Below are 23,731 nucleotides of genomic sequence, written 5' to 3'. Positions count from 1 at the left end.
GCGCGGACCTTATGCGGGCGGCGCGGCCGGGTCCATTGCATCCGGGGCGCGATTCGCAGCAAGCTGCGCCAAAACACGTCAGGAGCGAAACGTCATGAGTCCCTACGTCACCATGCCTCTGGTTTTCGAGGGGGTTCCCGAGGATCAGATGCAGGGGCGCGCCGAGGCCTTCCTTGCCCGCATGCGCAAGCGCCGCACGGTGCGCGACTATTCGCAGCGGCCGGTTGCGCGCGAACTGATCGAGACGGCGGTTCGGGCCGCCGGAACCGCTCCGTCCGGTGCGAACCAGCAGCCCTGGACCTTCGTCTGCATCTCCGATCCGGAGCGCAAGAAGCTGATCCGAGAGGGGGCGGAAGAGGAGGAGCGTGCCTTCTATGCCGGTCGGGCCGGCGAGGAATGGCTCGGTGCGCTTGCCCATCTCGGCACCGACGACAGCAAGCCCTTCCTCGAAGAGGCACCCTGGCTGATCGCAATCTTTGCGCAACGCTGGGGTTATGATGCGCAGGGCCGCAAGGTGAAGCACTATTACGTACCGGAATCGGTCGGCATCGCGACCGGCTTCCTGATTGCGGCGCTGCACGATGCCGGGCTCGCGACCCTGACCCATACGCCGGCGCCGATGAATTTCCTGAACGAGATCTGCGGGCGGCCGGACAATGAGAAGGCGTTGATCCTGCTCGTCGTCGGCTATCCCGCCGATGACTGCCTCGTTCCGGCGATCGGCAAGAAGCCGCTGGAGGAGATCGCGAGTTTCCTTTGACTGGGTCGGAGCCTCGATTGGCGAGGGGCGCGCATGGTCGGAGCGGACTTGGCCATGACGGACCCTATCTGGGCTCAGGGGCCCCGCCGGCTTACGCGGTGATCGCGTCGATCTCAGCCAGTTCATCGGCATTGAGCGTCCAGCTCGCGGCCTCCACATTGGCTTCGATCTGCTCGGGCCTGGTGGCGCCCGCGATGACGCTGGAAACGACGGGCTGAGCCGCCAGCCAGGAGAAGGCCAGCTCGACCATCGTCTTGCCGTGCTTCTCGCAGAAGGCGGAGAGCTTCTCGGTCTTCTGCCAGTTCGTCTCGGTCAGGACCTCGTTGGCGCGCTGGGCCTCACGCGTCATGCGCGCGCCGTCCGGCATCGGCTGATTGCGCTTGTATTTGCCGGTGAGCATGCCGTTCGCGAGCGGGAAATACGGCAGGAGCCCCATGCCAAAATGGCGGGCAGCCGGAATCAGCTCCTTTTCCGCGCCGCGCACCAACAGGCTGTACTCGTCCTGGCAGGAGGCAAAGCCCTCGATGCCATGGTTGCGCGCCGTCCAGTAGGCATCGGCGACCTGCCAGCTCGGCAGGTTCGAGCAGCCGATATAGCGCACCTTGCCTTGGCGGATCAGGTCCTCGAGCGTGCGCAGCGTTTCCTCGATGGGGGTCAGCGGGTCCGGCCGGTGGATCTGGTAGAGGTCGATCCAGTCCGTCTTCAGCCGCTTCAGCGAAGCCTCTACGGCCTCCACGATATAGCGCCGCGAGCCGCCCTTCTTGATGCCCTCGGCATCCATGTCCATGCCGAACTTGGTCGCCAGCACGATGTCCTTGCGGCGTGCGCCCAGGAGTTCGCCGAGAGCCGTCTCCGAGCCGCCGCGCGCGCCATAGATGTCGGCAGTGTCGAACAGGGTGATGCCGCACTCGATCGCCTTGTCGACGACCTTGCGGGCCGCCTCGAGATCGATCCGGCCGCCGAAATTGTTGCAGCCGAGGCCGACGAGCGAAACGCGCAGGCCGGTACGGCCGAGATTGCGGGTAAGCATGATGTGATCCTCCCAGAGAGTGCGGCAGAGGATCAGAGCCAAGGCGACGTGGCAATCGCCGCTATCGTCATTCGCGGGCTGCGCGAGGCGCAGGTTCGCAGAAGCCCGCAGATGCCAGGTCGTTCACAACGAAAAATGGCCGGGCGAGGGGCCCGGCCATTCTGCAGTAGCCGTTACGCCACCGCTTCCTTCTGCTTCTGCGAGCGCTTGCGCTCGTTGGGGTCGAGCACGCCCTTGCGCAGGCGGATCGACTTCGGCGTCACTTCGACCAGCTCGTCGTCGTCGATCCAGGCGAGCGAACGCTCCAGCGTCATCCGGATCGGCGGTGTCAGGCGCACGGCCTCGTCCTTCGAGGTGGTGCGGATGTTGGTGAGCTTCTTGCCCTTGAGCACGTTCACCTCGAGATCGTTCTCGCGGGTGTGCTCGCCGACGATCATGCCCTGATAGACCTTCCAGCCGGGCTCGATCATCATCGGGCCGCGATCCTCGAGGTTCCACAGTGCATAGGCCACGGCCTCGCCGGTTTCCATCGCGATCAGCACGCCGTTGCGGCGCCCGCCGATCTCGCCCTTGTAGGGCAGGTAGGCATGAAACAACCGGTTCATGATGGCGGTGCCGCGCGTGTCGGTGAGCAGCTCGCCCTGGTAGCCGATCAGGCCGCGGGTCGGAGCGTGGAAGACCAGACGCAGGCGATTGCCGCCCGAAGGCCGCATCTCAAGCATATCGGCCTTGCGCTCCGACATCTTCTGCACGACGACGCCGGAATGCTCCTCGTCGACGTCGATCACGACCTCTTCGATCGGCTCGAGCAGCTGGCCGTCCTCGCCGCGCTTCAGCACGACGCGGGGGCGCGAGACGCCGAGCTCGAAGCCCTCGCGCCGCATCTGCTCGATCAGGATGGCAAGCTGCAATTCGCCGCGGCCGGAGACGATGTAGCTGTCCTTGTCGGCGGCTTCCTCGACCTTGAGCGCGACATTGCCCTCGGCCTCCTTCAGGAGCCGGTCGCGGATGACGCGGGTGGTGACCTTGTCGCCCTCGGTGCCGGCCAGCGGGGAATCGTTGACCATGAAGGTCATCGACACGGTCGGCGGATCGATCGGCTGCGCCTTGATCGCGGTCTCGACCGACGGGTCGCAGAAGGTGTCGGCGACCGAACCCTTCACCAGGCCGGCGATCGAGACGATGTCGCCGGGAATGGCTTCTTCGATCGGCGTGCGCTCGAGCCCGCGGAAGGCCAGGATCTTGCTGATACGGCCGGTCTCGACGACGGTACCGTCGCCCGACAGCACCTTGATGGTCTGGTTCGGCTTGGCCGTGCCGGAGACGACGCGGCCGGTGATGATGCGGCCGAGATAGGGGTTGGCCTCGAGCAGCGTGCCGAGCATCCGGAACGGGCCTTCCTCGATGCGGGGCTCGGGCACATGGCTGAGGATCAGGTCGTACATCGGGGCAAGGCCCTGGTCCTGCGGACCGGCCGGATCATGCGCCATCCAGCCCTGCTTGCCCGAACCGTAGAGGATCGGGAAATCGAGCTGCTCGTCATTGGCGTCGAGCGCGGCGAAGAGATCGAAGACCTCGTTGATGACTTCCTGGACGCGAGCGTCGGGCTTGTCGACCTTGTTGATCGCCACGATCGGGCGCAGGCCAAGCTTCAGTGCCTTGGAGACGACGAACTTGGTCTGGGGCATCGGGCCTTCGGCCGCGTCGACCAGCACGATGGCGGAGTCGACCATGTTCAGGATGCGCTCGACCTCGCCGCCGAAATCGGCGTGGCCCGGAGTGTCGACGATGTTGATGCGCGTATCCTTCCAGACCACGGAAGTGGCCTTGGCCAGGATGGTGATGCCGCGCTCTTTCTCGAGCTCGTTGGAATCCATCACGCGCTCGATCACGCGCTGGTTTTCGCGATAGGTACCCGACTGCTGGAGCAGCTTGTCGACCAGAGTCGTCTTGCCATGATCGACGTGGGCGATGATGGCGATATTTCGCATGGACATGCGTGGGGTACCTTTTCAGGACCGCGAGCCGGCGCGGAAAGCCCGGCCGGCGCAGTTCACTTTCGTATGGGATTATGGAATTCGTTGCGCTGCACATAAACGCTAGAGGGCGTTTGGGCAACCTTGATCGACAGCTGCCCGGCAACAGGGGCAGCGCTGGCGCATGAAACTCAGCGGGCGGTGGTCTGCAATTGCCGCCAGACCCAATAGGAATAGCTGAAGGTTGCGGCCATCAGGGCGGCCAGCCCGAGCAGCGTGGCCGTGGCCAGGACGAGGGGTGCCGCGGCGCCCAGCGCGAGGCCGAAGAGGGCAAGGCCGAGGCAGACGGAGCCCCAGCCATAGAGCCTGTGGGTCCTCTGCCAGACCCGCTCGTCCGAAAGCGTCCATGGCGTCCTGACGCCAAATAGCTGCATCGAGCGCGTCTTGGCTGCGACATTGCCGGTGACGACCAGGAAGAGGCCGAGCATCGCGGTCACCAGGCGTGGAACATCGGCCGCATACCCAAGTGCGTGCGCAATCAGAAGCGCGTGGCACGCCGCGAGCATGAGCATGACGGCGCTCCATGTTGCGGTGTAGGCCTTGCCGGAGCGGGCAAGATTGTCGGCGCGGGGCTCCATGCGCGGCAGCAGCGCGAACAGTGCCGTGACGAACCCCGCGATGACGGGCAGGCTGAGGAACGCCACCCAGGGCCCGGCGAAGCCGTCTGGCTGGCCGTCGATCCCGAAATGAATGGCGATCCGGGCATCGGGCGACACGTGCATCAACGCATAGGTCGAAGCGACGAGCATGCTGCCGAGGACGGCAAGGCTCAGGGTCATGGTGGAGCGGATCATGATTGAGCGTCCTTTGGTTTGGCCGCGCGAGGCCTCGGTTCGAGAGCGAGCCCGAAATGGTCGAGGAACAGACACATTGCCTCTTCGAGCACGGACAGGTTCAGGCGGTAGGTGATGGTGGTGCCGAGCTTGTCGCTCTGGATCAGGTCCGCCTCGCGCAAGACGGCGAAATGGCCGGACAAGGTGGGTTTGGCGAGGTTGAAACGGGCCGCGATCTCTCCGGCCGTCATGTCCCGTTCGCGCAGCAGCCGCAGGATTTCACGGCGTGTCGGGTCGGAGAGCGCTTTGAAGACCATGTTCATCTTCGTTATTTAGGAAATTACCGAAATAAAAGCAAACTGCCATGCTCATGCATGCCCCAAGTGGCGGGGCTGGAAGCTGCCGGATCACGCGGCCGGCGTGCCCTCGGCGTCGAGAAGGGTCTGCCTGCGCTCGGCTACGGCGCGCCCGACCTGATCCATGGCGAGCCGGTATGCGGCGAGGCCGCTGGCGTCGACATCGCCGCTCGAAAAATTCGAGAGCACCTCTGCCAGGATCGCATCGGCCGTGCGTTCGAAATTCTGGAGGGCGGTCTCGTCCTGTTCGGAGCGGATGGCGGAGAGCATCGCGACAAGCCGGTCTAGCCCCGCCATGGCTTTGCGTCGGCGGAGCGTGCTGTCATGGCTGAGCAGGCCGGCGAAACCGGTGCCTAGCAGCGAAAGCGCCATCACGCCCAGATAGAACCAGTCGCCATAGCGCTCGAAGAAGGTTTCCTGCTCGCCGTCGATGAAGGCTGCCGCGCCGGGATGAACCGGCAGCGGTGTGTCCTTGTCGGTCGAGGGTGTCTCCAGTCCCTGGATCGACGGGAGCTCGGCCGCCAGCGTCAGCCTGAGGGCCAGCAGGTCCTTGACGAGATCCCCGACGACGGCGTCGTCGAGGCTTTGGGCCGCAACCAGCCGTGAGGTCACGGAGATCGTCGTCAGGCTCTCGGAGGGGCGCGGCGGGTCTCCGCCGAGCGCGCCGCGCACGATCTCTCCGGTTTCGATCGATCTGTGCCGCGCGGTGATCGCATCCGCCGCGCTGATCGGAATGAGGACCGGGTCGTCGCCCCAGGCCAATTTGAGCTTGCTCAGGCCGTCATTGTTGATGCGCGAACCGACGGCGTTGATCGAAAAGAACGCATCGATCCTGCGTTCGCGCGCGGCGGGTACGATCTCTTCGGAGTTCAGCCCGACGATCTCGACCTCCTCCGGCTTGACCTCGTATTGCGCCAGCACGCGCTTGAGCAGCGCGATATTGCCTGCCGGATTACGCACCACGCCGATCCTGCGCCCGCGCAGATCGGCGATACGCCCGATTGCGGTTTCCTTGTTGGTGATCAGGAAGGGGAAGGTGCGGCGGGTGATCAGGGCGGTGTCGGCATTCTCCGGCAGCGCGATATCGGGACGGATGATGGCGAGATCGGCCTGGCCGCTGTCGACGCGCTTGGCGCTCTCCTCGGAGCCCTCCGTGAGGATCAGGCGAAGCCGGATCGAGGATTTTTCGCGGCTGAGCCCCTGTACGAAGCCTGCGGCCATGCGCGCATCCTCCGATCCGAGCGGGCCGACGGCGAGTCTGAGCGTCCGGGGTTGGTTCAGGACGTAGAAGACCGACGCGGCGATACCGAAGATCGCCAGCAGGCCCGCCAGAGCCATGAAACCGCGCCGCCCCATGCCGGACCAATCCTGACCGCTTTGCCGTCGCCCCCGCGACGCGCTTGGCTTCGCTCGTGATCATGTCGCAAGTGGGGCGCGCCGCAAGAGGGCATGGCGCACGGGGACATGGAGGTTGCCGGGCCCGCGGCAGATGTCCTATTGCCGGGGAATGTCGCAAAGCTCCGATGCCTTCACCGTCAAGATTTGCGGTCTCTCCACGCGTGAGACGATGGCGGCGGCGCTCGCCGCCGGTGCCGACATGGTCGGGCTGGTCTTCCACCCGAAGAGTCCGCGCTTCGTCGATATGGCTCGCGCGATGGCGCTCGCCGAGATGGCGCGCGGCCGCGCCGAGATCGTGGCCCTGATCGTGGATTTCGATGTGGCGCGGGCAAGGGAACTCGTGGACGCGCTCAGGCCGGACTGGCTTCAGCTGCATGGCCGCGAGACGCCGGAGCAGGCGCTGGCGCTCAAGGCCGCGACCGGTCTTCGCGTGATGAAGGCGCTGGGTGTCGCTGCTCCGTCCGATCTTGCCGCCATGTCCTCTTATGTCGCGGTGACGGACCGCATCCTGCTCGATGCCAAGCCGCCGAAGGATGCGGCCTATCCCGGTGGCCACGGCCGGCCCTTCGACTGGACGATCCTCTCCGGCCTCGACCCGGCTTTGCGCTTCATGCTATCGGGCGGCCTCGATCCGGCGAATGTTGCCGATGCCATCCGCATTGCCCGGCCTGCCGGGGTAGATGTGTCGTCCGGCGTCGAAAGCGCGCCCGGCGTCAAGGATATCCGCCGGATCAGGGATTTCATCGCCGCCGCACGTCAGGCGGCGCAGGATTTGAAGAAGGCAGGCCCGACATGAACGCGCCCCGCAATCCGAATACTTATCGTTCCGGGCCCGACGAGAACGGCCGTTTCGGCATGTTCGGCGGTCGTTTCGTTGCCGAAACGTTGATGCCCCTGATCCTGGAACTGGAACAGGCCTATGATGCCGCCAAGGCCGATCCGGCCTATCACGCCGAGATGGCTGGCGGCCTCAAGCACTATGTCGGCCGGCCGTCGCCGCTCTATCTGGCCGAGCGCCTGACGGATCATTTCGGTGGCGCAAAGATCTATCTCAAGCGTGAAGAGCTGAATCACACCGGCTCGCATAAGGTCAATAATGTGCTCGGCCAGATCCTGCTGGCGCGGCGTATGGGCAAGAAGCGCATCATCGCCGAGACCGGCGCCGGTCAGCACGGCGTCGCCACCGCAACGCTTTGCGCGCGCTACGGCCTCGAATGCATCGTCTATATGGGCGCGGTCGACGTCGCCCGTCAGGCGCCGAACGTCTTTCGCATGCAGATGCTGGGCGCCACCGTGGTGCCGGTCGAATCCGGAACCAAGACGCTCAAGGACGCGATGAACGAGGCCCTGCGCGACTGGGTGACCAATGTCGCGACGACCTTCTACTGCATCGGCACGGTGGCCGGCCCGCATCCCTATCCCGCCATGGTCCGCGACTTCCAGTCGATCATCGGCAGGGAAACGCGCGAGCAGATGCAGGAACTCGAGGGGCGCCTGCCGGATTCGCTGATCGCCTGCATCGGCGGCGGCTCGAACGCCATGGGGCTGTTCCACCCCTTCCTCGACGATCCCACGGTCGAAATCTATGGCGTCGAGGCGGCCGGGCACGGCATCCCGAGCGGCCTGCATGCGGCCTCGCTGACGGGCGGGCGTCCCGGCGTGCTGCATGGCAACCGCACCTATCTGCTGATGGATGATGACGGGCAGATCAAGGATGCGCACTCGATCTCGGCCGGTCTCGACTATCCCGGCATCGGCCCTGAGCATTCCTGGCTCAACGATGTCGGCCGGGTCAAATATCTGTCCGCCACTGACGAGGAGGCGCTGGAGGCCTTCCAGCTCATCTCCAAGCTCGAAGGCATCATTCCTGCCTTGGAATCGGCACATGCGCTTGCTCGTGTAGCCGAGCTTGCGCCGCAAAAGCCGAAGGACCACCTGATGGTGGTCAATCTTTCCGGTCGTGGCGACAAGGATATTCCGCAAGTGGCGGAGATTCTGGCGGGACGGTGATGCCGGCCCCGTCCGATAGCCTGAGGATAAAACGATGAAGAAGACGATTCTGCTCGCCGCCATGCTGGTTCTGTCTGGCCCCGTCATGGCCCAGACCGCGAACACGGTGGCTCCCGCCGAGGGAATCGTCATCCGGACCGAGGGCGAGGTCAGGGTCAGGCCCGATATCGCGATCCTGCAGGCCGGCATTGTCAGCGAGGGCAAGACGGCCGCCGAGGCTCTCGCCCAGAACACGCCGGCGCTGGCCAGGCTGGTCGAAGCCGTCAAGGCGGCGGGCATCGCCCCAGCCGATCTGATGACCTCGCAGGTCTCGCTGATGCCGCGCATGACGCAGCCTTCCATGTCTCCTGGTCCGAAGCCGCCGCGCGCCGCCACGATCGACGGCTACGAGGCCCGCACCGGCTTGACCGTCACCGTGCGCGATCTCGCCAAGGCCGGTCCGCTGATCGACGCGCTGGCAAAGGCCGGCGCGAACGAGATGTCCGGCATAAGCTTCGGGCTGGCGGACGAGAGCAAGGCCAAGGATGCCGCGCGCCTGAAGGCGGCGGAGGCGGCGCGTGCGCGGGCCGAACTCCATGCCACGGCACTCGGCGTCAAGGTCGGCGAGCTGGTCTCGATCGTCGAGGCTGAAGCCGAAATCCCAGGCCGCGCCGCGGGCGATGTTCGTGCCTTCCGCATGGCGGCTGGTGCTGCGCCGATTTCGGTCGAACCCGGCGAGATCACGGTGACGAGTTCGCTGCGTACGGTTTGGCGCATCGCGCCCTGAGCCCTCGCCAGCCCGCCCCCTTCATGCTAACCGCACGCTCATGACAGAGACCGGCCAGACCCGCATCCAGTCCCGCTTCGCCGCTTGCGCTGCCCAAGGTCGGGCAGCGCTGGTGACCTTCGTCACCGCTGGCGACCCGGATTTCGAGACCGCAAGCGCGATCCTCAATGCCCTGCCTGAGGCAGGCGCGGATGTGATCGAGCTCGGCGTGCCCTTCACCGATCCGATGGCCGACGGCGTCCCGATCCAGCTCGCGGGCCAGCGGGCCTTGAAGGCGGGGCAGACGCTGAAGAAGACGCTGGCCATGGTCGAGTCCTTCCGCAAGGCCGGCCATGACACGCCGATCGTGCTGATGGGATACTACAATCCGATCTGGGCCTATGGCGTCGAGCGCTTCCTGCAGGATGCGCGCCGGATCGGCGTCGACGGGCTCATCGTTGTCGACCTGCCGCCGGAAGAGGATGTGGAGCTCTGCCTGCCGGCTCTTGAGGCCGGTATCAGCTTCATCCGTCTGGCCACGCCGACGACCGACGACAAGCGCCTGCCGAAGGTGCTCAGCAACACCTCTGGCTTCGTCTATTATGTCTCGATGACCGGCGTCACCGGTGGCGCGATCGTGAGCTACGACGCGGTCGGCGATGCGGTGGCCCGGATCAAGCGCCACACCGATCTGCCGGTCGCTGTCGGCTTTGGCGTGAAGACGGCGGCCGATGCCGCAGCCATCGCGAAGGGCGCCGACGGGGTCGTCGTCGGCTCCGCGCTCGTCGAGCGGGTTCGCCTCTCGCTGGATGCGGACGGCAAGGCCACGGACAAGACGGTTTCGGCGGTCACCTCGCTGGTTGTGGAACTGGCTGCCGGCATCCGCACGGTCTCCAAGGCGGCCTGACCCGGCCGCTCCAGTCACACGTTTCAAGGATGATCCGATGAACTGGATTTCCGAAGTCGTTCGCCCGCGCATCAAGACCCTGTTCAAGCGCGAGAGCCCCGAGAACCTCTGGATCAAGTGCCCTGATTCCGGGCAGATGGTCTTCCACAAGGACGTCGAGGCCAATGGCTTCGTCATTCCGGGCTCCGACCATCATATGCGCGTCACCGCGCAGGATCGGCTGCGCCTGACCTTCGACGAGGGCAAATGGGTCGATGTCCCGCTGCCTGAGGTCGCGGTCGATCCGCTGAAGTTCCGTGACGAGAAGCGCTATGTCGACCGCCTCAAGGACGCGCGCGCTAAGACCGGCGCGGCCGATGCCTTCAAGGTCGGCTTCGGCCGCGTCCAGGGCCTGCCCCTGACGATTGCCGTGCAGGACTTCCACTTCATGGGCGGCTCGCTCGGCATGGCGGCCGGCGAAGCCTTCATCAAGGGCGCCGAGACCGCGCTCGAGAAGAAGACCCCCTATGTCGTGTTCGCCGCCTCAGGCGGTGCGCGCATGCAGGAGGGCATCCTCTCGCTGATGCAGCTTCCGCGGACGACCGTCGCGATCAGGCGTCTGCGCGCGGCTGGGCTGCCCTATTTCGTGGTTCTGACCAACCCGACCACCGGCGGCGTCACCGCGTCCTACGCGATGCTGGGCGACGTCCACATCGCCGAGCCGGGCGCCCTGATCGGTTTCGCGGGTCCGCGCGTCATTGAGCAGACCATCCGCGAGAAGCTGCCTGAAGGCTTCCAGCGCGCCGAATATCTCAAGGATCACGGCATGGTCGACATGGTTGTCCATCGCCATGAGATCCCGGCGACGCTGGCGCGGCTGGGTCGCCTGCTGACCAAGCAGTCCGAGCCGGCAGCTGATGCCAAGCAACCGGTCGGGCCGGTCCCCGAAGCGGCCTGACACGGATAACGGATGGCCGGAGGCCGAGCGCATCATGGGGTCTTCCGACACGCTGCTGGCGCGCTTCCTGGCGCTGCATCCCAAGCTGATCGATCTCTCGCTCGGCCGCATCCTGACCTTGCTGGAGCGGCTCGGCGATCCGCACAAGCGCCTGCCGCCGGTGATCCATGTCGCCGGCACCAATGGCAAGGGTTCGACCATCGCCTTCATGCGGGCGATTCTCGAGGCGGCGGGTCTCAGCGTCCATGTCTACACTTCGCCGCATCTGGTGCGCTTTCATGAGCGCGTCCGGCTCGGTCAGCCGGGCGGCGGTCGTTTCGTCGACGAGGCCGTGCTGGTCGAGGCGCTGGAGCGCTGCGAGCGGGCCAATTCCGGCGACCAGATCACCTTCTTCGAGATCACCACTTCGGCCGCCATGCTGCTCTTCTCCGAGCACAAGGCCGATGTTCTGCTGCTCGAGGTTGGTCTCGGCGGTCGCTTCGACACGACGAATGTCGTCGCCCATCCCGCCTGCACGGTGGTGACGCCGGTCTCGATGGACCATGCCGAGTATCTCGGCGATACCGTCACCAAGATCGCGGGCGAGAAGGCCGGCATCTTCAAGCGCGGCGCCCCGGCCGTGATTGCGCCACAGGAACCGGAGCCGACGGCCGTGCTCGAAGCCGTGGCCGAGCGTGTGGGCGCCTCGAAAATTCTGATCGGCGCGCAGGACTTCAACATTCACGAGGCGGGTGGACGGCTGGTCTACGAGGATGGTGACGGCCTGCTCGATCTGCCGTTGCCGCGCCTCACCGGGCGTCATCAGCACGTCAATGCCGGTACGGCCATAGCGGCCTTGCGCGCAGCCGGATATGGCGGCCTGCCGGCCCGCGCCTTCGAGCAGGGCATGCTCAATGCCGAATGGCCGGCACGGCTGCAAAGGCTGGCGCGCGGCCAACTCGCCGAACTCGTGCCTGCTGGCGCCGAGCTATGGCTCGATGGCGGCCACAATCCCGATGGCGGCCGCGTTCTTGCGCAGGCGATGGCCGATCTGGAGGAGAAGAACCCGGCTCCGCTCGTCATGATCGCGGGATTGCTCTCGACCAAGGACGCAACCGCGACGCTCGGGCATTTCAAGGGTCTCGCGCACGCGCTCTTCGCCGTGCCGATCCACAACCAGCTTGCCGCCCGCCCGGCCGAGGAGGTTGCGGCTCTCGCGAGGGGCGCCGGGTTGAAGGCCGAGGTCGCAGGTTCCGTCGAGCAGGCGTTGCGCGAGATCGCCGTGCGGACCTGGCGGGCGCCGCCGCGCATCCTGATCTGCGGCTCGCTCTATCTGGCCGGCGAAGTGCTTTCGGCCAACGGTACGCCACCGGTGTAGCACCGGCACGGATGGGGAGAGTGCGATGCAGGCCCGGCAATTCGGAGCAAATGGCCCGTTGCTCCCCGTCATCGGCCAGGGCACCTGGAACATCGAGCTCGCCGATCGGGCCGGCGCTGTGGCGGCTTTGCGTCGCGGGCTCGACCTTGGCCTGCGCCATCTCGACACGGCAGAGATGTATGGCTCCGGTCGCTCGGAGGAGATTGTCGGAGAAGCCATCGCCGGGCGACGAGACGAGGTCTTCCTCGTTTCCAAGGTGCTGCCGTACAACGCCTCTCGTGCGGGGACGCGCAGGGCCTGCGAGGAATCGCTGAGGCGGCTGCGCACCGACAGGCTCGACTGCTTCCTGCTGCATTGGCGCGGCTCATACGCGCTGGAGGAGACTTTCGCAGCCTTCGAGGACCTGAAGCTCCAGGGCAAGCTTCTGTCCTGGGGCGTCAGCAATTTCGACGTCGATGATCTCGACGAGGCGCTGGCGATTGCCGGCGAGGGCATCATCGCCTGCAACCAGGTACTTTATCATCTCGGCGAACGTGCCATCGAGCATATGGTCATCCCGTGGTGCCAGCGCCACGGCGTTGCGGTGACCGCCTACAGCCCATTTGGTCAGGATGATTCTCCCTTAGCCGCAAGTGCCGGCGGCCGCGTGCTCGCCGATGTTGCGATCACGCATGGAGCAACACCGCGTCAGGTCGCGCTTGCCTTCCTGACCCGCCAATCCCCGGTCTTCGCGATCCCGAAGGCCGCCAGGGCCCAACATGTCGAGGACAATGCCGGCGCGCTGAAGCTGCGCCTGAGCGACAGCGAGATCGCGCGGATCGACGCTGCTTTTCCACGTGGACCCAAGCCCCGTTCCCTGCCGATGTTGTAGGGGCGCCTGCAGGTCAAGCCGGCCGTGCGGAAACCAAGTTGCGGCTTTCTGCTTTACAACTGGGGGCTGAAGGGCGTTTCCTAGAGTAAAGGCGGCGGAGCATCGCATCCGACAACGCCGAATTCTTGCAACGGTTGCGTCTTCAGGAGTGGTGTGATGCGTCGCGTCCTCGGCGTCCTCGCCGGATTGTTTCTTTCGCTTGCCGGCTTGGCTTCGGCCCAGGCCGGCGTTCAGGTCCGCGTCGACCTGGCTGCCCAGCGCATGCAGGTGACGACCACTGACGGAGAGATCTACAATTGGGCGATCTCATCCGGCCGCAAGGGATTCCGCTCGCCCAACGGCGTCTATAGCCCGACGCGGCTGGAGCGGAGCTGGTACTCGCGCAAATATGGCGGGGCGATGCCCTATTCCGTGTTCTTCCGTGGTGGCTATGCCATCCACGGCACGACAGCGGTAGGTGCACTCGGTCGGCCGGCATCGCATGGCTGCATCCGGCTGCATCCTGCCCATGCCGCCAAGCTGTTTGCGCTGGTCAAGAAGCACGGTGCCGGCCAGACGCGTATTGCGCTGAATGGTGCCAGTTCGGACGGGCTGTCGCAATTTGCCAGGGCAGGCGGTGCCAAGAGCAAGCTCGCGAAGGCGCCTCAAAAGAGCAAGGTCGCCATTGCGCAGTCGAAATCCAAGCAGCGTGCGGCGGCGATCGCGCATCAGCGTGGCGTGCCGAACTGGGATGCGGCGCGTGATCAGCTCTTCATGCGGCCGACCCTGCCGCCCAACGCCTACGGCTACCAGCCCTACCGGGCCGGGCCGACCTGGAGATAAGGGCTCAGATCGCCTCCACGGCGATCCGCATCCAGCCGCTGAGCGTCTCGCCCGGCTGAAGCCGGGTGAGCGGAGAGGCCGCGCGCGCTGCAGCCTCGCTCGGCGAACCGATGGCGTGGCTTTGCGGCTCGACGCAGAGGAAGTCGGCACCAGGAGGCGCCCATACGACCGGGCAGCGAAGCGTTTCGCTTGCCGTGACGGTGATGGCGACGCCGCGCGACGGTGTTTCCATGCGCGCAGTGCCATCCCAACCGAGGAAGCTCCAGGCCGTTTCTGCCTGAGTTGCGAAGAGCGGGTTGGCGGCGTAGGGGCCGCCATCTGCGAGCGGTTGCGAGCCGGTCGCGCGGAAGCCGTTGCCGAGGATCAATGCGCCGTCGGAGCGCATCCTGAGGCGCGTATCCGCCGCCGCGGGAAACCAGGGATGCAGCCCGAAACCAAAGGGTAGGGCCACATCCGCCTCGTTTATGATCGCAAGGGCGATGGTCATACCGGAATCGTCGAGGCTGATCTCCTGCCGCGCGCGGTAGCAATAGGGATCTTCACCGGCGCTGCGCCGATGTTCCAGGACGGTATGGCGGTGGTCATACCGCAGGACCTCCCAGTCCGACTGCCAGCCGAAGCCATGAATGCTGACTGTTCCCGCAGGATCGTTGGCCGGCACCCGAAAGCGCTGCTCGCCATCGTCGATGACGCAATCGAAGGCGCGATTGGCAAAGGGCAGCATGGCCCAGCTGCCGAAGCGATTGGGGGCCGCGATCGAGGGAACCGCCCCCGCCGGCGCCCGCAGAAGCGAACGCAACTGCCCGTCAGGCGCGCGCCATTCGAGCGCGGTCACCATCGCACCGACCTCGGGCGCGATCGCGGCGGAGAGAGGCCCGGACTGCAGGGTAAGCATCGTGATGTCCTTACTTGATCAGCGGGCGTAGCATCGCCTGCATCGAGCGCATGCGCGGCAGGAACTGCGCCACCATCTCCTCGGCCGAGGTTCGCTGCACCTGTCCGGAGATATTGAAGGCGGCAACGGTCTCGCCACGCGCATTGGCGAGGGGGAGCGCCATCGAGATCAAGCCAAGTTCCAGTTCCTGATCGACCACGCTGTAACCCCGTTCGCGCGCCGCCGCCAAGGCGGCCATGATCCGATCGGGTTCTGTCACGGTATGGGACGTCAGGGCTCGCGGCCGGCAGGACAGAATCCGTTCGCGGGCCCCGTCCGGTGGCAGCGCTGCGAGCAGGACGCGCCCCATCGAGGTGCAGAAGGCGGGCAGGCGCGAGCCGACGGAAAGGCCGACGGACATGATCCGCCTCTGCGCCGAACGCGCGATATAGACGATTTCGTGCCCGTCGAGCAGCGAGGCCGAGGAGGATTCATGGGTTTCCTCGGACAACCGCTCCAGGAAGGGCTGGACGAGCTGGGGCAGGGCGCTGGAGGCCAGCCAGGCATGGCCGAGCCTGAGCACGCGCGGCGTCAGCCGGAAGAACTTGCCGTCGAATTCGGCGTAGCCGATCCTTGTGAGCGTCAGAAGGCAGCGCCGGGCCGCCGCGCGGGACAATTCGGTGGCGCGGGCCACGTCTGCGATGGTGAGCTTCTCATGCGTCGCGTCGAAGCATTCGATCACGGCCAGCCCCTTTTCGAGGGCGGCCATGTGGTCGCGATCCGACGTTGCCGTGTCCAATCTTGACCCCTGTTGACGCAATGGGTATTGTTCGAAAATCAAAACGATGTGCGATTAACGCACAAAATGAGGAGATGTCAAGGTGGCTGAGTTCGTCTCCCTCGCCGAGGGAATCGAGTCGGTGGTGCGTGACGGCTGCTCCATCGCGATGGAAGGCTTCACTCACCTCATCCCGCATGCTGCCGGTCATGAGGCGATCCGTCAGGGCCGCAAGCGGCTGACGCTGATCCGCATGACGCCGGACCTGATCTACGATCAGATGATCGGGATGGGTTGCGCCGAGAAGCTGGTCTTCTCCTGGGGCGGCAACCCTGGCGTCGGCTCGCTGCATCGCCTGCGCGATGCGGTCGAGAATGGCTGGCCGCATAAGCTCGAGCTTGAAGAGCACAGCCACGCCGCCATGGCCAATGCCTACGAGGCGGGCGCCGCCAACCTGCCCTTCGCTGTGTTTCGCGGCTACAAGGGCGTCGATCTGCCCAAGGTCAATCCCCGGATCAAATCCGTCACCTGCCCCTATACCGGGGAAGTCCTGGCGACGGTTCCCGCCATCCGGCCCGACGCCGCCGTCATTCATGCACAGAAGGCGGATCGCGAGGGCAATGTCCTGCTCGAAGGCATTGTTGGCGTGCAGAAGGAGGCCGTGCTGGCGGCCAGGCGTTCGCTGGTTACCGTCGAGGAGATCGTCGAGGACTTTGGCCCACGCAATGCCAATGCCGTCATCCTGCCGTCCTGGGCGGTGACCGCCATCGCCAGGGTGCCGGGCGGAGCCTATCCATCCTACGCCCACGGTTATTACAAGCGCGCCAACGACTTCTACATTGCCTGGGACAAGATCGCCCGGGAGCGCGACACATTCATGGCCTGGATGAAGGCAAATGTCCTGGAGCAGGGGCCGGAGGTGTTTGCGCACCATGCCGGCCTTGCTCGGCAGGCCGCGTGAGGATCAGCGCCATGAGCCATACTCCCATGAGCCACACGCCCACCGAGATGATGAGCATTGCGGCTGCCCGCCTGCTGACCAATGACGATGTCTGCTTCGTCGGTATCGGCGCACCCTCGGCTGCCTGCAACCTGGCGCGCCTGACCCATGCCCCGAAGATCACGCTGATCTACGAATCCGGTACGCTCTCCACCCGCCCGTCCGTGCTGCCGCTCTCGATCGGCGACGGCGAACTCTGTGATACCGCGCTGACCACGGTCGGTGTGCCCGAGATGTTCCGCTACTGGCTGCAGGGCGGCCGGATCACCATTGGTTTCCTGGGCGGTGCGCAGATCGATCGCTACGCCAATCTGAACACCACGGTCGTCGGGGACTATGCCGCGCCGAAGGTGAGGCTTCCCGGCGGCGGCGGCGCGCCGGAAATCGCCAGCAATTGCGGCGAGATCTTCATCACGATGGCGATGGGCTCGCGCGCCTTCGTCGAGACGCTGCCCTTCATCACGTCCTTCGGCCACGGCAAGGGCAAGGGCGATCGGGAACGGCTCGGCCTCAAGACCAAGGGACCGACCAAGGTGATCACCGATCTTTGCGTCATGGAACCCGATGCCGAGACCGCCGAGCTGACTGTGACTGCGCTGCATCCTGGCGTGACGCGGGATCAGGTTCAGGCCGGTTGCGGCTGGACCTTGCGTTTCGCTGGCGAACTCGTCGAAACTCCGGCGCCGACCGCGCAGGAGATCGAGATCCTGCGCGATCTGCACGCCCGGACCAAGCGAGCGCATGGAGAAGCGGCATGAGCCTGATCTATCCACGCGATGGCCTGAAGGCCCATCCGCTCAACGCGTCGCCGGCCTATACGAGCACGCTGAAGCGCGCCCCTTCGCAGCCGTTGATCCTGCTGCCGCATACGCTGTCGGAGATCAGCGGTCCGGCGTTCGGTCATAGCGCCGTGCAAGCCGGCGATTCGGATCTCACCCTGCAGCATGAGGGCGAGCCGCTCGGCGAGCGGATCATCGTGACGGGCCGGGTGCTCGACGAGGATGGCAGGCCGGTGCCGCATACCCTGGTCGAGATCTGGCAAGCCAACGCGGCCGGGCGCTACGTCCATCTGCGCGATCAGCATCCCGCGCCGCTCGACCCGAACTTCACGGGGGCCGGCCGCGCCATGACCGATGCGGAAGGGCGCTATCGCTTCGTCACGATCAAGCCCGGAGCCTATCCCTGGCGCAACCATCACAACGCCTGGCGCCCGGCGCATATCCATTTCTCGCTGTTTGGGCCGAGCTTCCTCTCGCGCGTGATCACCCAGATGTATTTCCCGGGCGATCCGCTCTTCGCCTACGACCCGATCTTCCAGTCGATCCCGGACGCGAAGGCACGGGAGCGCCTGATCTCGCGCTTCGACATCGACACGACCGAACCGGAATGGGCGCTGGGTTACCAGTTCGACATTGTCCTGCGCGGTCGCGACGCGACGCCGCTCGAGGAGCCGCATGATGACTGAGCGCAAGGCCGCCCTGGGCCTCACCCCCTCGCAGACGGTCGGCCCCTTCTACGCTTACGCGCTGACGCCCCGTGCCTATGGCGGTTCGGAGCTGGCCAATGAGCGGATCGCGACCGATGGCGTCTCGGGCGAGCGCATCACCATTCGCGGCCATGTCCTCGATGGCGATGGCGAGCCGGTCCCGGACGCCATGATCGAGGTCTGGCAGGCCGATGCGGATGGGCGACACAATGCCGGGGGCAATGCCGGCTTCACAGGTTTCGGCCGGGCGGAAACGTCGCCGGAAGGCTTTTTCCACTTCGAGACGGTGCGGCCGGGCGCGGTGGAGGGGCTAAACGGTACGAGGCAGGCGCCGCATCTCGCCGTCTCGATCTTCGCGCGCGGGCTCCTGCTCCGGCTGGTGACCCGCATCTATTTCTCGGACGACCCTGCCAATGCGTCCGATCCGGTGCTCGCGCTGGTCCCGCATGAGCGGCGTGAAACGCTGATCGCGCAACGTGGCCCGGACGGCGTCTTCCATTTCGACATCCGCCTGCAGGGCGAAGGCGAGACGGTGTTCTTCGACGTCTGAGTCCGTGCGGCATCTGCGGGCTTGACCCCGGCTTGCGGGCCAAGGAGATAGTCGGGTCAGCGCTTTGCTTCGCCCGCGCCTGATGCGGCAAGGCAGGGCCATGACCGACGCCGAGCCGGAGCCTGCCATGCCGAAACCCTTGATCGCGCTCGACTGGGGCACCACCCGTGCCCGCGCCTTCCTCATCGGCGAGGACGGCCGCGTGATGGACCGGCGGATTGCGGATCAGGGCATCCAATCCGTGCCGGCCGGCGGTTTCCCGGCGGCTTTCGAGGGGATCGCCGGTGATTTCCGCCGCAGGCGGCCGGATGCCGCGATCGTGCTCGCCGGGATGGTTGGCAGCCGCAATGGCTGGGTCGAGGCGCCTTACGTCGCGTGCCCCGCCTCAATCGAAGCGCTGGCAGATGCCGGCATCGCGGTGACGCTGGAGGACGGAACACGCGCAACCGTGCTGCCCGGCCTGTCCTGGGACGATGGTGCCTTCGATGTCATGCGTGGCGAGGAAACGCTGATCGTCGGACTGGGTCTCGACGAGGGCATTGTCTGCCTTCCCGGCACCCATTCGAAATGGGCTGAAGTGAGGGCCGGCCGGATCACGCGCTTTGCCAGCTTCATGACCGGCGAGATCTACGGCCTGCTGCGTCAGCATTCGATTCTGGCGCGCCTTGCCGAAGAGCCCTCCGGAGACGACGCAAGCACTGGCGCCGCACGCGGTTTTGCTGCAGCCGCGCGGCCTGCCGGGCTGCTCAACGCAGCCTTTGCGGCGCGTACCGAGGTGCTGGCGGGGCGAATGGGCGGCGGCGCGGTCGGGCCCTATCTCTCGGCGCTTCTGGTCGGCCAGGAGATTGCCGGCGTGCAGGCGTCGTTCGGACGCCCCGCCACGGTCCATCTCGTGGCCGATGGAGCGCTGGCTGCGAGCTATGGAGCGGCGTTCGAGACGGCGGGCCTGCCCTTCCGGATCACGACACCGGAAGACGCCTTTGTCGCGGGTGTGAAGCGTCTGGCTGCGAGGCTGGTGGCGTGATCACCGTCTTCGGATCGCTGAATGTCGATCTGGTCACGCCCGTCGAGCGCCTACCGGGAGCCGGCGAGACCGTGATCGGACCGGGCTATGCGCTGCATCCCGGCGGCAAGGGGGCCAACCAGGCGCTTGCCGCCCGCCGGGCGGGCGCCGAGGTCGTGCTCGCCGGCGCTGTCGGGCGTGATGCCTTTGCCGAGATCGCCCTGTCCCTGCTGGCCGTCGACGGAGTCGACCTCGCGCTTGTCGAGCGGGTCGAGGCGCCGACGGGTGCCGCCTTCATCGCGGTCGATGCAGCCGGCTCCAATCAAATTGTGGTGGCGGCCGGCGCGAATGCCCAGGCCCGGGCCGCTGGCTTGCGCGACCTGCCGCTTGGCCAGCGTAACATCCTGTTGCTGCAGCGCGAGGTTCCGGAGACGGAGTGCATCGCGGCGGCCCGGCTGGCGAGGCAGGCGGGCGGGCGCGTCATCCTGAACCTGGCGCCGGCCGGCACGCCTGCTCCCGAATTGCTCGATTGCCTGGACATGCTGATCGTCAACGAGCACGAGGCGCTGGTGCTTGCCAGCGCTTGGGGTTGGGCCGAGCGGGAGCCTGACGCCTTTGCGCAGCGCGTCGATGCCGAGCGCGGCATTGCCTGTGTCGTCACGCTCGGTGGCGAGGGCGTCGTCGGCTGGCATGGCGGCGTTCGCCGCCGCCTCGAAGCGCCGAAGGTCGAGGTTGTCGACACGGTCGCGGCCGGAGACAGCTTCGTCGGGGCCTTCGCGGCGGCGCTCGATGCCGGCTATGGTTTTTCAGGCGCGCTTCAGCGCGGGCTCGCAGCCGGCTCGCTCGCCTGCACGGTGTCCGGTGCGCAACCAAGCGTGCCACGCCGGCCGGAGATCGAGGCACTGGCCGGTGCCGGCTTCCTCTGAGATGCCCTCGATGTGGATGACGATACGTTAAGCCTGTTTGGATTCATCGGGTCGGAGCTTGGCCGAACCCGCCAATCCGCCCCTTCCCATTCATTCTTCGGCAGTGTCCTGTGGGCAGCATCCCGGGAACGTGGCGGAGACTGAAAGCAGATGGCGCAACGGCCCATCATCTGGGCACTCGGAGTAGCCTTTACCGTCGGTTATGGCGCGATGTCATACGGCACGCGTCTGGCAGGCTATGTCGAGGATGATGACACGCCCCGCGCGGCGGCTGTCGCCACCGGTGCGCGACCGCCCGCGTCACCGCCTCCAGTCGCCCGAGCGATCGAACCTCCGATGGTCACCGTGGCGGCCGATTCTCGCGGTCACTACATGGTCCATCCGACCATCGACAATTACCGCGTCAGGATGCTGGTCGATACCGGTGCGAGTTTCATCGCGTTGACGGAGAGCGATGCCCTGGGGCTCGGCATCCGCCCTGCAGCTTCCGACTACAAGATCACGCTGCGCACAGCCAACGGCGTCGTACGGGGCGCCCGGGTGAACCTGCGCGAGGTCAGGCTCGGTGCTATCATCGTGCGCAATGTCGAGGCCATGGTGCTGCCCGCAGGCGCCCTCTCCGTCAGTCTGCTTGGAACCTCTTTCCTGAGCAAGCTCAAGGGCTACGAGGTCCAGACCGGTCGCATGATCCTGCGCGGTTAGGCGGTCTCCGGCGTTTCCTAATCGGCCGCGATCCGCTATGCCAAGTGTCCGTCAAGACGGCGTCGCTGCCGTGTCACGGTCAGGCTGCATTCATGTGGCTTGATGCTTCGTTCGCCCTGCATGTTCCCTTGCAATGGATGCCTTGATGTTCCCGAAGCCACTGCCTGAGCTGTTCCCGAATACCTTCGAGTATGAATCCCTACCAATGGTGAAGCCGACGGGGTTCCGCGAATATGACGCGCGCTGGTTCTTCGGCAAGGAACTGAACCTGATGGGCGTGCAGGCCGTCGGCATGGGCCTCGGCACGCTGATCAAGCGCATGGGCATCAAGCCCGAGATCGTCACCGGCCATGATTTCCGGGGCTACTCGTCGTCGATCAAGATGGCGCTGGTCACCGGCCTGATGGCGGCGGGCTGCAAGGTCCATGATATCGGCCTTGCCATGTCGCCCATGGCCTATTTCGCCCAGTTCGCGCTCGACGTTCCCTGCGTCGCGATGGTCACGGCCTCGCATAACGACAATGGCTGGACCGGCGTGAAGATGGGCGCGCAGCGCCCTGTCACCTTCGGCCCCGACGAAATGGGCCAACTCCGCGACATCGTGCTCGCGGCCGATTTCGAGCTGTCGGGCGGCGGCTCCTATGTCTTCGTTCCCGATTTCCCGGCTCTCTACATCAAGGACCTGACCAACCGGCCGAAGATCACGCGCAAGCTCAAGGTCATCGCGGCTTGCGGCAACGGCACGGCTGGCGCCTTCGCCCCGCAGATCCTGGAGGCGATCGGCTGCGAGGTCATCCCGATGGATGCCGAGCTCGACCACTCCTTCCCGCGTTACAATCCCAACCCCGAAGACATGAAGATGCTGCATGCCATGGCGGATGCCGTGAAGCAGCACGGCGCTGACGTCGCGCTCGGCTTCGACGGCGACGGCGACCGCTGCGGCGTGGTCGACAATCACGGCGAGGAGATCTTCGCGGACAAGATCGGCGTGATGCTGGCGCGCGACCTCGGCAGGTTGCATCCGGGAGCGCAGTTCGTCGTCGATGTGAAATCGACCGGGCTCTTCATCACCGACCCCGAGTTGCAGAAGCTGGGGGTGAAGACCGATTACTGGAAGACCGGCCATTCCTACATCAAGCGCCGCGTCCGCGATCTCAATGCGCTGGCGGGGTTCGAGAAGTCGGGCCATTTCTTCTTCAACGCGCCGGTCGGGCGCGGCTATGACGATGGTGTGGTCACGGCGCTGGCGGTCATCGACATGCTCGACCGCAATCCGGACAAGTCGATGGCGGAACTCTATGCCGCGGTTCCCAAGACCTGGGGCACGCCGACCATGGCCGCCAAATGCGCCGACGAGATCAAATACGAGGTCAGTGACCGCGTGACGAAGCGCATCGAGGCCATGCAGGCCAAGGGCGAAACCATCGCCGGCCAGAAGATCCGCGACGTGATCACCGTCAACGGCGTCCGCGTCGTCAACGAAGATGGCACCTGGGGACTGGTCCGCGCCTCCTCCAACAAGCCGGAGCTTGTCGTCGTCTGCGAAAGCCCGGTCTCGGACGCGCGCATGCGCGAGATGTTCGCGGCCATCGACGGTGTGCTGCGCGAGAACCCGGAAGTGGGCGCCTATAATCAGACGATCTGAGGCTGGTGAGCAGATGTGCCCCGGCGCGAGCGAACTCGCATCGGGACAGTCTCTCGCCGCCGCGCTTCTCGGCGGCAAGCTGCCTGAAGCTCAGCAGACGATGGTCTTGGCGGTGCTGCCAGTTCCCTGGATTCGTGCGACCTGCTCGATGTTGAGCGTGCCTGCCTTGGCAGCCATGCGTGGGCGCATGTAGATTCTGTCGCCGCCCAGGGTGAGGGCGTTTTTGAACACCAGTTGGCCGAGAACGGGTTCATAGACGTAGCTGGCTTCGGCTATGATCACGGACGTTTTGGGAAGGAGCAGCCCATCCGGCAATTTGATGTTTGTCGGCGGCGCGGTCGTGTTTCTCGGTTCGCTCCAGCAGACCTTTGCAACCCCCTTGTCGTCCACGGTGACGCTGGCGATCATCATCTTTGGCGTCGTGGTGAAGGGGGCCATGATCATTTGCCCGACGAGGAAGATCGTATCGACATCGGCGTCAGACAATGCGGTTCCCCGCGCGGGGCCTCCTGACGCGGCGCCTTCCGGCGGGAGGTTGCCCTGCGCGGCGAGATCAACGAGGGCCCGGTTGAGCTGGGTCACCCGGCGATCGGCCATGGCCGCCTGCCCGATCTCGGCAATGCCATAATATAGCAAGAGCATCACAGGCAGGATCAGAGCGAACTCGACGGCGGCTACGCCGTTTGCGTCCCTCTGCAGGTGACACCTGAGGCGGCGCAGCGCGGCCCTGTTGCGGCGGATCGAGAAGAACTGCCTCATGGTCGC

25 protein-coding genes are annotated in these 23,731 nt (G+C 65.7%); 17 read left to right on the top strand and 8 right to left on the bottom strand.

The genetic code is table 11. The features are described from left to right. Window positions 1–94: 94 nt before the first annotated feature. The gene (locus AC1DGP_RS06800) at window positions 95–760 is read left to right on the top strand and encodes a nitroreductase family protein (protein ID WP_441504946.1); all 666 of its coding nucleotides are present in this window, start codon (window positions 95–97) and stop codon (window positions 758–760) included. Between the two features lie 91 nt (window positions 761–851). Here AC1DGP_RS06800 and AC1DGP_RS06795 read toward each other — a convergent pair whose 3' ends face one another. From AC1DGP_RS06795 to AC1DGP_RS06775, 5 genes are all read right to left on the bottom strand, one after another. Further along, window positions 852–1,790 (bottom strand): aldo/keto reductase, encoded by a 939-nt coding sequence (locus AC1DGP_RS06795; RefSeq protein WP_441504945.1) that lies wholly within the window; start codon window positions 1,788–1,790, stop codon window positions 852–854. A gap of 173 nt (window positions 1,791–1,963) precedes the next feature. Continuing rightward, complete coding sequence (gene typA / locus AC1DGP_RS06790) at window positions 1,964–3,787, bottom strand: translational GTPase TypA (protein WP_441490594.1); 1,824 nt, start codon at window positions 3,785–3,787, stop codon at window positions 1,964–1,966. Window positions 3,788–3,957: 170 nt separating this feature from the next. Then, on the bottom strand, window positions 3,958–4,620 hold the full coding sequence (locus AC1DGP_RS06785) for an SdpI family protein (RefSeq protein WP_476831896.1): 663 nt from the start codon (window positions 4,618–4,620) through the stop codon (window positions 3,958–3,960). Continuing rightward, window positions 4,617–4,916, bottom strand: coding sequence for an autorepressor SdpR family transcription factor (locus AC1DGP_RS06780; protein ID WP_441490596.1), 300 nt, complete (start codon window positions 4,914–4,916; stop codon window positions 4,617–4,619). The genes AC1DGP_RS06785 and AC1DGP_RS06780 overlap by 4 nt, the downstream gene beginning before the upstream one ends. Before the next feature lie 90 nt (window positions 4,917–5,006). Then, the gene (locus AC1DGP_RS06775) at window positions 5,007–6,311 is read right to left on the bottom strand and encodes a TAXI family TRAP transporter solute-binding subunit (RefSeq protein ID WP_476775075.1); all 1,305 of its coding nucleotides are present in this window, start codon (window positions 6,309–6,311) and stop codon (window positions 5,007–5,009) included. A gap of 151 nt (window positions 6,312–6,462) precedes the next feature. Here AC1DGP_RS06775 and AC1DGP_RS06770 point away from each other — a divergent pair, with 151 nt between their 5' ends. The 8 genes from AC1DGP_RS06770 (at window position 6,463) to AC1DGP_RS06735 (ending at window position 14,002) form a co-directional block, all read left to right on the top strand. Beyond that, entirely contained in the window at window positions 6,463–7,149 is a 687-nt protein-coding gene (locus tag AC1DGP_RS06770; protein WP_476831895.1) for a phosphoribosylanthranilate isomerase, read from the top strand. Next, window positions 7,146–8,363 (top strand): tryptophan synthase subunit beta, encoded by a 1,218-nt coding sequence (gene trpB, locus AC1DGP_RS06765; RefSeq protein WP_441490599.1) that lies wholly within the window; start codon window positions 7,146–7,148, stop codon window positions 8,361–8,363. The genes AC1DGP_RS06770 and trpB overlap by 4 nt, the downstream gene beginning before the upstream one ends. 34 nt (window positions 8,364–8,397) lie before the next feature. Further along, a complete protein-coding gene (locus AC1DGP_RS06760) occupies window positions 8,398–9,129 on the top strand; it encodes an SIMPL domain-containing protein (protein ID WP_441504941.1) in 732 nt (243 codons plus the stop codon). 40 nt (window positions 9,130–9,169) lie between these two features. Further along, entirely contained in the window at window positions 9,170–10,015 is an 846-nt protein-coding gene (gene trpA, locus AC1DGP_RS06755; RefSeq protein WP_441504940.1) for a tryptophan synthase subunit alpha, read from the top strand. A gap of 37 nt (window positions 10,016–10,052) precedes the next feature. After that, window positions 10,053–10,952, top strand: coding sequence for an acetyl-CoA carboxylase, carboxyltransferase subunit beta (gene accD / locus AC1DGP_RS06750; protein WP_441490602.1), 900 nt, complete (start codon window positions 10,053–10,055; stop codon window positions 10,950–10,952). A 34-nt stretch (window positions 10,953–10,986) separates the two neighbouring features. After that, window positions 10,987–12,309, top strand: a complete 1,323-nt coding sequence (locus AC1DGP_RS06745) for a bifunctional folylpolyglutamate synthase/dihydrofolate synthase (RefSeq protein ID WP_476831894.1) — start codon at window positions 10,987–10,989, stop codon at window positions 12,307–12,309. Between the two features lie 25 nt (window positions 12,310–12,334). After that, entirely contained in the window at window positions 12,335–13,180 is an 846-nt protein-coding gene (locus tag AC1DGP_RS06740; RefSeq protein ID WP_476831893.1) for an aldo/keto reductase, read from the top strand. A 156-nt stretch (window positions 13,181–13,336) separates the two neighbouring features. Then, the gene (locus AC1DGP_RS06735; protein WP_476831892.1) at window positions 13,337–14,002 is read left to right on the top strand and encodes a L,D-transpeptidase; all 666 of its coding nucleotides are present in this window, start codon (window positions 13,337–13,339) and stop codon (window positions 14,000–14,002) included. A gap of 4 nt (window positions 14,003–14,006) precedes the next feature. Here the strand turns inward: AC1DGP_RS06735 and AC1DGP_RS06730 are convergent, their stop codons facing one another. Both AC1DGP_RS06730 and AC1DGP_RS06725 read right to left on the bottom strand, forming a co-directional pair. After that, a complete protein-coding gene (locus tag AC1DGP_RS06730; RefSeq protein ID WP_476831891.1) occupies window positions 14,007–14,897 on the bottom strand; it encodes an aldose epimerase family protein in 891 nt (296 codons plus the stop codon). Window positions 14,898–14,907: 10 nt separating this feature from the next. Next, window positions 14,908–15,645 carry an IclR family transcriptional regulator domain-containing protein gene (locus AC1DGP_RS06725; protein WP_476831890.1) on the bottom strand — a complete coding sequence of 246 codons (738 nt, stop codon included), beginning with the start codon at window positions 15,643–15,645 and terminating at the stop codon, window positions 14,908–14,910. Window positions 15,646–15,757: 112 nt separating this feature from the next. Here AC1DGP_RS06725 and AC1DGP_RS06720 point away from each other — a divergent pair, with 112 nt between their 5' ends. The 8 genes from AC1DGP_RS06720 to AC1DGP_RS06685 all read left to right on the top strand — a co-directional run bounded on the left by AC1DGP_RS06720 (window position 15,758) and on the right by AC1DGP_RS06685 (window position 22,966). Next, window positions 15,758–16,615: a CoA transferase subunit A gene (locus AC1DGP_RS06720; RefSeq protein ID WP_476831889.1), complete on the top strand. Its 858-nt coding sequence runs from the start codon at window positions 15,758–15,760 to the stop codon at window positions 16,613–16,615. 26 nt (window positions 16,616–16,641) lie between these two features. Then, a complete protein-coding gene (locus tag AC1DGP_RS06715) occupies window positions 16,642–17,412 on the top strand; it encodes a CoA-transferase subunit beta (RefSeq protein ID WP_476831967.1) in 771 nt (256 codons plus the stop codon). Beyond that, window positions 17,409–18,119 (top strand): protocatechuate 3,4-dioxygenase subunit beta, encoded by a 711-nt coding sequence (pcaH, locus tag AC1DGP_RS06710; protein ID WP_069878356.1) that lies wholly within the window; start codon window positions 17,409–17,411, stop codon window positions 18,117–18,119. The genes AC1DGP_RS06715 and pcaH overlap by 4 nt, the downstream gene beginning before the upstream one ends. Next, complete coding sequence (gene pcaG, locus AC1DGP_RS06705; protein WP_476831888.1) at window positions 18,112–18,690, top strand: protocatechuate 3,4-dioxygenase subunit alpha; 579 nt, start codon at window positions 18,112–18,114, stop codon at window positions 18,688–18,690. The genes pcaH and pcaG overlap by 8 nt, the downstream gene beginning before the upstream one ends. Window positions 18,691–18,817: 127 nt before the next feature. After that, on the top strand, window positions 18,818–19,714 hold the full coding sequence (locus AC1DGP_RS06700; RefSeq protein ID WP_476831887.1) for a 2-dehydro-3-deoxygalactonokinase: 897 nt from the start codon (window positions 18,818–18,820) through the stop codon (window positions 19,712–19,714). Next, window positions 19,711–20,619 (top strand): ribokinase, encoded by a 909-nt coding sequence (locus AC1DGP_RS06695; protein WP_441490609.1) that lies wholly within the window; start codon window positions 19,711–19,713, stop codon window positions 20,617–20,619. The genes AC1DGP_RS06700 and AC1DGP_RS06695 overlap by 4 nt, the downstream gene beginning before the upstream one ends. 150 nt (window positions 20,620–20,769) lie before the next feature. Next, window positions 20,770–21,321 carry a retropepsin-like aspartic protease family protein gene (locus tag AC1DGP_RS06690; RefSeq protein ID WP_476831886.1) on the top strand — a complete coding sequence of 184 codons (552 nt, stop codon included), beginning with the start codon at window positions 20,770–20,772 and terminating at the stop codon, window positions 21,319–21,321. Between the two features lie 145 nt (window positions 21,322–21,466). After that, window positions 21,467–22,966, top strand: coding sequence for a phosphomannomutase/phosphoglucomutase (locus AC1DGP_RS06685; RefSeq protein ID WP_476831885.1), 1,500 nt, complete (start codon window positions 21,467–21,469; stop codon window positions 22,964–22,966). A gap of 90 nt (window positions 22,967–23,056) precedes the next feature. Here the strand turns inward: AC1DGP_RS06685 and AC1DGP_RS06680 are convergent, their stop codons facing one another. Continuing rightward, entirely contained in the window at window positions 23,057–23,725 is a 669-nt protein-coding gene (locus AC1DGP_RS06680; RefSeq protein WP_476831884.1) for a TadE/TadG family type IV pilus assembly protein, read from the bottom strand. Window positions 23,726–23,731 lie beyond the last annotated feature (6 nt).

Source organism: Allobosea sp. 05T433 (assembly GCF_056396065.1).
This window is presented reverse-complemented; position numbering and strand designations above follow the sequence as displayed.

What these genes read in the sequence shown, in the direction of transcription:
- AC1DGP_RS06775 (WP_476775075.1), bottom strand. Translation starts at nt 6,311, where the DNA reads ATGGGGCGGCGCGGTTTCATGGCTCTGGCGGGCCTGCTGGCGATCTTC.
- trpB (WP_441490599.1), top strand. Translation starts at nt 7,146, where the DNA reads ATGAACGCGCCCCGCAATCCGAATACTTATCGTTCCGGGCCCGACGAG.
- pcaG (WP_476831888.1), top strand. Translation starts at nt 18,112, where the DNA reads ATGACTGAGCGCAAGGCCGCCCTGGGCCTCACCCCCTCGCAGACGGTC.
- AC1DGP_RS06725 (WP_476831890.1), bottom strand. Translation starts at nt 15,645, where the DNA reads ATGGCCGCCCTCGAAAAGGGGCTGGCCGTGATCGAATGCTTCGACGCG.
- trpA (WP_441504940.1), top strand. Translation starts at nt 9,170, where the DNA reads ATGACAGAGACCGGCCAGACCCGCATCCAGTCCCGCTTCGCCGCTTGC.
- AC1DGP_RS06700 (WP_476831887.1), top strand. Translation starts at nt 18,818, where the DNA reads ATGCCGAAACCCTTGATCGCGCTCGACTGGGGCACCACCCGTGCCCGC.
- AC1DGP_RS06785 (WP_476831896.1), bottom strand. Translation starts at nt 4,620, where the DNA reads ATGATCCGCTCCACCATGACCCTGAGCCTTGCCGTCCTCGGCAGCATG.
- AC1DGP_RS06730 (WP_476831891.1), bottom strand. Translation starts at nt 14,897, where the DNA reads ATGCTTACCCTGCAGTCCGGGCCTCTCTCCGCCGCGATCGCGCCCGAG.
- AC1DGP_RS06680 (WP_476831884.1), bottom strand. Translation starts at nt 23,725, where the DNA reads ATGAGGCAGTTCTTCTCGATCCGCCGCAACAGGGCCGCGCTGCGCCGC.
- AC1DGP_RS06690 (WP_476831886.1), top strand. Translation starts at nt 20,770, where the DNA reads ATGGCGCAACGGCCCATCATCTGGGCACTCGGAGTAGCCTTTACCGTC.
- AC1DGP_RS06795 (WP_441504945.1), bottom strand. Translation starts at nt 1,790, where the DNA reads ATGCTTACCCGCAATCTCGGCCGTACCGGCCTGCGCGTTTCGCTCGTC.
- typA (WP_441490594.1), bottom strand. Translation starts at nt 3,787, where the DNA reads ATGTCCATGCGAAATATCGCCATCATCGCCCACGTCGATCATGGCAAG.
- AC1DGP_RS06685 (WP_476831885.1), top strand. Translation starts at nt 21,467, where the DNA reads ATGTTCCCGAAGCCACTGCCTGAGCTGTTCCCGAATACCTTCGAGTAT.
- AC1DGP_RS06745 (WP_476831894.1), top strand. Translation starts at nt 10,987, where the DNA reads ATGGGGTCTTCCGACACGCTGCTGGCGCGCTTCCTGGCGCTGCATCCC.
- AC1DGP_RS06735 (WP_476831892.1), top strand. Translation starts at nt 13,337, where the DNA reads ATGCGTCGCGTCCTCGGCGTCCTCGCCGGATTGTTTCTTTCGCTTGCC.
- AC1DGP_RS06780 (WP_441490596.1), bottom strand. Translation starts at nt 4,916, where the DNA reads ATGGTCTTCAAAGCGCTCTCCGACCCGACACGCCGTGAAATCCTGCGG.
- AC1DGP_RS06760 (WP_441504941.1), top strand. Translation starts at nt 8,398, where the DNA reads ATGAAGAAGACGATTCTGCTCGCCGCCATGCTGGTTCTGTCTGGCCCC.
- AC1DGP_RS06800 (WP_441504946.1), top strand. Translation starts at nt 95, where the DNA reads ATGAGTCCCTACGTCACCATGCCTCTGGTTTTCGAGGGGGTTCCCGAG.
- pcaH (WP_069878356.1), top strand. Translation starts at nt 17,409, where the DNA reads ATGAGCCTGATCTATCCACGCGATGGCCTGAAGGCCCATCCGCTCAAC.
- accD (WP_441490602.1), top strand. Translation starts at nt 10,053, where the DNA reads ATGAACTGGATTTCCGAAGTCGTTCGCCCGCGCATCAAGACCCTGTTC.
- AC1DGP_RS06715 (WP_476831967.1), top strand. Translation starts at nt 16,642, where the DNA reads ATGAGCCACACGCCCACCGAGATGATGAGCATTGCGGCTGCCCGCCTG.
- AC1DGP_RS06740 (WP_476831893.1), top strand. Translation starts at nt 12,335, where the DNA reads ATGCAGGCCCGGCAATTCGGAGCAAATGGCCCGTTGCTCCCCGTCATC.
- AC1DGP_RS06770 (WP_476831895.1), top strand. Translation starts at nt 6,463, where the DNA reads ATGTCGCAAAGCTCCGATGCCTTCACCGTCAAGATTTGCGGTCTCTCC.